Genomic DNA, 5,383 nt, shown 5'->3' with positions numbered 1-5,383 from the left:
CGGGTTGCGAAACGAGCCGTCGCCGGGCGACACCTTCTTGCCCTCGAAGAAGTTGCTGCTCTCGATCAGCCGCACGTCGGTAGCGACGTCCAGCTCGAACTGCGCGGCGAACGGCTCGGCGGTCTCCTGCGCACGCTCGAGCGGGCTCGACACCAGGTAGGTCACGTCGCGGTCGGCGACCGCCTCGGCGCCGGCCTTGGCCATCTGCCGGCCCAGCTCGGACAGGTGGAAGTCGGGCAGCCGGCCGTAGAGCACCTTGGTCGGGTTGTGCACCTCGCCGTGCCGCAGCACGTGCACGGTGGTCCTCGTCGGCTCGCTCACCGGCCCACCCTCGTCGCGGCCGCCGCCCGGGCGGCGTGCGGCAACGCGTCGGCGATCGTCTCCAGAGCCTCGTCGTCCAGGGCCGTCGACACGAACCAGGACTCGAAGGAGCTCGGCGGCAGATAGACCCCGCGGGACAGCATGGTGTGGAAGAACGCCTTGAACGCCTCGGCGTCCTGCGTTTTCGCCGTCTCGTAGTCGAACACCGGGACCGGGCTGAAGAAGATCGAGAACATGTTGCCGGCGAACGACAGGGTGTGCGGCACCCCGGCCTCGGTGAGCGCGGTGGCGGCCAGCGCACCCACGGTCGCGGACAACTCGTCGAGGCGCTTGTAGACGGCGTCGTCGGCGAGCCGCAGCGAGGCCAGCCCGGCGGCGCAGGCCAGCGGATTGCCGGAGAGGGTGCCGGCCTGATAGACGGGACCGGCCGGCGCCAGCCGGGACATGATGTCGGCCCGGCCCCCGAACGCCGCCGCGGGCAGCCCGCCGCCCATCACCTTGCCGAACGTGTACAGGTCGGCGTCCGCCGGGTCCAGCCCGTGCCAGCCGCTGCGCGACACCCGGAACCCGGTCATCACCTCGTCGATCACCAGCAGCGCGCCGTGCGCGTGGGCCAGCTCGGCCAGCCGCTGGTTGAAGCCCTCGCGCGGCGGGACCACGCCCATGTTGCCGGCCGCCGCCTCGGTGATCACGGCCGCGATGTCGGGGCCCTGCTCGGCGAAGATCGCCTCGACCGCGGGCACGTCGTTGTAGGGCAGGACGATCGTCTCGGCGGTGGCCGCGCCGGTCACGCCGGGCGAATCGGGCAGCCCGAGCGTCGCGACGCCGGACCCGGCCGCGGCCAGCAGCGCGTCCACGTGCCCGTGATAGCAGCCGGCGAACTTCACGATCCGGCTCCGGCCGGTGTAGCCGCGGGCCAGCCGGATCGCCGTCATCGTCGCCTCGGTCCCCGAGTTGACCAGGCGCACCTGGTCGATCGGGGTGCGGGCGACGATCTCGGCCGCGAGGTCGACCTCGGCCGCGGTGGGCGTACCGAAGGACGTGCCCTTGGAAGCGGCGGCCTGCACCGCCGCGACCACCTCGGGGTGCGCGTGGCCGTGGATCAGCGGCCCCCAGGAGCAGACCAGGTCGACGTAGCGGCGGCCGTCGGCGTCGATGAGCCACGCGCCGCGGCCCTCGGCCATGAATCGGGGCGTGCCTCCGACGGCTCGGAACGCACGCACGGGTGAATTGACCCCGCCCGGCACGATGCCCTGGGCGCGGTCGAAGAGGGCCTGGGAGACCGGCGCGTCCTCCGGATAGGGGAACGGCTCGGCGCGGTATGAGGTGGTCACAGCGCCTTCCATTCTGGCAGCGGGGTACGACGGAAGTGGCCCCAGGGTTGTTCATGTCACCTTCGGTGACCGCGCGGCGGGCCGCTCGACAGGAAGGAAACCGCCGGTCGCGATAGGGTGAGTCGGTGGAACGACCGGAGCTGTCCATCACGGTTCAGCGCGCCCCCGACGAGGTGACCTACTTCCTCGCCGGTGAGATCGACGTGCTCACGGTGGCGAAGCTGTCGGCGATGGTCAACGAGGAGATCGTCGATCCGCCGAGCCGGATCGTGCTCGACATGGCCGGCGTGACGTTCTGTGACAGTCAGGGCCTGGGCACGCTGGTGGTTCTCAGTCGCAAGGCGCAGCACGCGCGCTCGCTGCTCGCGCTGACCAATGTGGGTGACTTCCTGCTCCGCGTCCTCGACATCACCGGTCTCCGCTCGGCCTTGATGATCACCGCCTGAGCCGCCCGTCACACAGGCCTTGCCATGACACCGATGGCAAGGCCTACCGTCGAGGAATGCTGATCGGTGAGCTGGCCAGCCGCGCCGGGACCAGCGCCCGGACCCTGCGGTATTACGAGCAGCAGGGCCTGCTGCACGCGTCCCGCGACGCGCGGGGTTATCGCGAGTACGACGACGCCGAACTGCGCGTCGTGCGCGAGATCCGCACGCTGCTCGACTCCGGCTTCGGGCTGGACGACATCCGCCCGTTCGTGGAGTGCCTGCGCGCCGGGAACGACGCCGGGCACGTCTGCCCCGACTCAGTGGCCGTGCTGCGGCGCAAGCTGACCGAGGTGGACGGCGTGCTCGATCAGCTCCACATCGTGCGTGACCGGCTGAGTGACCAGCTGGCCGACGCCATCGAGGAACGGACGATCCGATGCCAGATGACCTGCTGAAAGTCGTTACCGACGCCACCTTCGCCGACGACGTGCTGACCAGCTCCACGCCGGTGCTCGTCGATTTCTGGGCCGAGTGGTGCCCGCCCTGCGGCCCGATGGCCCGCCTGCTCGCCGAGTTGGCGCCGTCGTTCTCCGGCCGGGTTACCTTCGCCAAGATGGATGCCGACAGCAACCCGGAGACGGTCCGCGCCTACCGCGTGCAGGCGATGCCCACCCTGATCCTGTTCAAGGACGGCCGTCCGATCAGCACCACCGTGGGCCTGCGCCCGAAATCGGTCATCCGCAGCGGCCTGGAGGGGTCCCTCGAGCCGTACGTCAACCGCTGAGCGCGGCCGTCAGTTTCCGAGCAGGGCGGTCAGCAGGCCGGACCGGCGGCGCTGGTTCTCCGGATCGGCCGGATGCCAGGGGCAGGCGATGTCCAGCGCGACGACCCGGCCCGTGTCGATGACCCGGTGGATCGCCGCCAGCACCCGGCTGGCCGGCGGGCCGTCGGGGGCCGGGAAGAGCAGGCCCGGCAGGTCGGACGGGTCGATCACGTCCAGATCGACGTGCAGCAGCAGCGGCCCGTCCGGCAGCTCGCGCAGATCGCCGACCGACGACTGCTGGACGGCGCTGCCCTTCAGGAAGTCGGCCTCCGCCGGGTCCAGATCGCGAGCGTCGACGAGCACACACCGGTCCTCGGCGACCGGGCGCACGCCCAGGCGGTCGGCCAGCAGCTCGGAGTGCGCGCCCATCAGCAGACGCAGCGACAGGCCACCGAGGTAGCCGGACGTCGTCGTCTCGAGCGTGTGCACGTCGCCGTGGGCGTCGAACCAGATGACCGCCGGGTCGACGCCGGTCCGCTGCACGCCGGCCAGCACACCCATCGAGACCAGGCAGTCCCCGGAGATCACCGTCGCCGGGACCTCGGCGGCGGCCACACGCGTGGCGACCGCCTCGTCCAGCGCCGCCAGCTTGGTCCAGATGTCGCCCGGCGGCAGCTCCGGCGCGATCACCTCGCCCTCGACCGGCAAGTGGTCGCCGGGCAGGCGCTGGTCCTGGTGGAACGGAACGATGATCATGAGTTACCCCAGCGAGCCTTCTCCAGCAGCTCCAGAGCCTCCGCCGCGGCGTGGTCGCCACCGCCGCGCAGCACCCGGGCCGCCTCGTCCACCGTCTCGGTCAGCCGCTGCCACTGGGCGTCGCGCTCCCGCGTCGCGTCGTTCTGCGCCTTGAGCAACTGCGTCTTCGTCCACAGCTCGACGAAGATCGACACCTTCGCCCGCAGCACCCACGGGTCGAACGGCTTGGTCAGATAGTCCACCGCACCCACGGCATAGCCGCGCAGGGCAAGCTGAGCGTCCCGGTCGGCGGCCGTCAGGAACAGGATCGGAACATGCCGGGTACGCTCGCGCCGCTTGATGTGGCTCGCCGTCTCGAACCCGTCCATGTTGGGCATCTGCGCATCGAGCAGGATCACGGCGAAGTCGTCGGTGAGCAGCTGCTTGAGCGCCGCCTCGCCGCTCTCCACCGCGACCGCCTGCACCGGCAGCCCCTGCAGGATCGCCTCCAGCGCGAGCAGGTTGTCCCGCCGGTCGTCCACCAGGAGGGCCTTGGCGCGCTCAGCCACGCCGTCCAACCTCCCCGCCGCCACCCTCAATCCGGCTCAGGCTCGTGCTAGCCATGGTTCGTCTCCGTCTCGTCCGCGTTGACCCAGCGGGCCATCAGCTCGATCAGCTCGTCGAGATCCACCGGCTTGGTGATGTAGTCGCTGGCGCCCGCCGCCAGCGCGGACTCCCGGTCGCCCGGCATCGCCTTGGCCGTCAGGAACACTACCGGCAGATCCTGAAAGCGCTGATTACGGCGGATGCCCCGAGTCGTCTCATAGCCGTCCTGGTCGGGCATCATGGCGTCCATCAGGACGATGTCGACCTCGGGGTGCTCGGCCAGGATCCGCACCCCGTCCACGCCGTTGTCCGAGTAGAGCACGTTCAGCCCGTGCATCTCGAGGGCGCTGGTCAGGGCGAAGACGTTGCGGACGTCGTCGTCCACGATCAGCACCGTCGCGCCGTCCAGCTGCCGGCTGGCCGGCGTGACGACGTGCCCGTTCTCCTCGGCCGGCCGGCTGATCAGCGGGTAGTCGAGGCTCGGCGCCGCGGTGCGCGGCGCGGCCGCGGTGATGGGTGCGGCGGGGAGCATCGGCGTGGGCATCGCGTCGGGTACGAACGCGTCCGGCATGAACAGCGTGAACGTCGACCCCTGACCCGGCACCGACGCGACGTTGATCTCGCCGCCGAGCAGCGCCGCCAGCTCCCGGCTGATCGACAGGCCCAGGCCGGTCCCGCCGTACTTGCGGCTGGTCGTGCCGTCGGCCTGCTGGAACGCCTCGAAGATCAGGCCCAGCTTCTCGTCGGAGATGCCGATCCCGGTGTCGGTGACCGCGAAGGCGACCACCTGGCCGGCCTGGCGCAGCGACGGGGTGTCGAACTCCATGCCCGGGTCGGCGAGGTGGATGCTCAGCGTGACGCCGCCGTGGTCGGTGAACTTGACCGCGTTGGCCAGCAGGTTGCGCAGGATCTGCTGGAGCCGCTGCGCGTCCGTGACCAGCGAATCCGGCAGGCCGGGCGCCAGATCGACGCGGAACTCCAGGCCCTTCTCCTCGGCCTGCGGCTGGAATGCCTGCTCGACGTATCGGCGCAGACCCTCGAACTCGACCTGGTCCGGCTCGACGTCCATCCGGCCGGCCTCGATCTTGGACAGGTCGAGGATGTCGTCGATCAGCGACAGCAGGTCGGAGCCGGCGGTGTGGATCGTCCGGGCGAACTCGATCTGCTTGTCGGTCAGGTTCTTGTCCGGGTTGTCG

General features: G+C 70.6%; 8 protein-coding genes. 3 read left to right on the top strand and 5 right to left on the bottom strand.

Features of this window, described 5'->3' with window-relative positions; genetic code table 11:
• The coding region (locus AB0M20_RS25565; protein ID WP_364302273.1) for a histidine phosphatase family protein at positions 1–321 on the bottom strand (321 nt) is incomplete at its 3' end.
• On the bottom strand, positions 318–1,667 hold the full coding sequence (gene hemL, locus AB0M20_RS25560; protein ID WP_364302271.1) for a glutamate-1-semialdehyde 2,1-aminomutase: 1,350 nt from the start codon (positions 1,665–1,667) through the stop codon (positions 318–320). The genes hemL and AB0M20_RS25565, both read right to left, overlap by 4 nt.
• A 113-nt stretch (positions 1,668–1,780) precedes the next feature.
• Between hemL and AB0M20_RS25555 the strand changes: the two genes are divergently transcribed.
• Genes AB0M20_RS25555 through AB0M20_RS25545 form a run of 3 tightly spaced genes read left to right on the top strand, consistent with a single transcriptional unit; the run spans position 1,781 to position 2,867 of the window.
• The gene (locus AB0M20_RS25555) at positions 1,781–2,101 is read left to right on the top strand and encodes an STAS domain-containing protein (protein WP_364302269.1); all 321 of its coding nucleotides are present in this window, start codon (positions 1,781–1,783) and stop codon (positions 2,099–2,101) included.
• 56 nt (positions 2,102–2,157) lie between these two features.
• Positions 2,158–2,538 carry a MerR family transcriptional regulator gene (locus tag AB0M20_RS25550; protein ID WP_364302267.1) on the top strand — a complete coding sequence of 127 codons (381 nt, stop codon included), beginning with the start codon at positions 2,158–2,160 and terminating at the stop codon, positions 2,536–2,538.
• Positions 2,520–2,867, top strand: a complete 348-nt coding sequence (locus AB0M20_RS25545; protein ID WP_364302265.1) for a thioredoxin domain-containing protein — start codon at positions 2,520–2,522, stop codon at positions 2,865–2,867. The genes AB0M20_RS25550 and AB0M20_RS25545 overlap by 19 nt, the downstream gene beginning before the upstream one ends.
• Positions 2,868–2,876: 9 nt before the next feature.
• On the opposite strand, the gene AB0M20_RS25540 is transcribed toward AB0M20_RS25545, so the two are convergent.
• The 3 genes from AB0M20_RS25540 to AB0M20_RS25530 form a co-directional block, all read right to left on the bottom strand.
• Entirely contained in the window at positions 2,877–3,602 is a 726-nt protein-coding gene (locus AB0M20_RS25540; protein WP_364302263.1) for an arginase family protein, read from the bottom strand.
• Positions 3,599–4,150 (bottom strand): response regulator, encoded by a 552-nt coding sequence (locus tag AB0M20_RS25535; protein ID WP_364302261.1) that lies wholly within the window; start codon positions 4,148–4,150, stop codon positions 3,599–3,601. Before AB0M20_RS25535 ends, AB0M20_RS25540 begins: the two co-directional genes overlap by 4 nt.
• 47 nt (positions 4,151–4,197) lie before the next feature.
• Positions 4,198–5,383: ATP-binding protein (locus tag AB0M20_RS25530; protein ID WP_364302259.1), on the bottom strand; the 1,186-nt coding region annotated here is incomplete at its 5' end.

It is taken from the genome of Actinoplanes sp. NPDC051633, assembly GCF_040681735.1.
GTDB lineage: Bacteria > Actinomycetota > Actinomycetes > Mycobacteriales > Micromonosporaceae > Actinoplanes.
The sequence above is the reverse complement of the archived record's forward strand: the minus strand, read 5'-3'. Positions and strand labels throughout refer to the sequence as shown.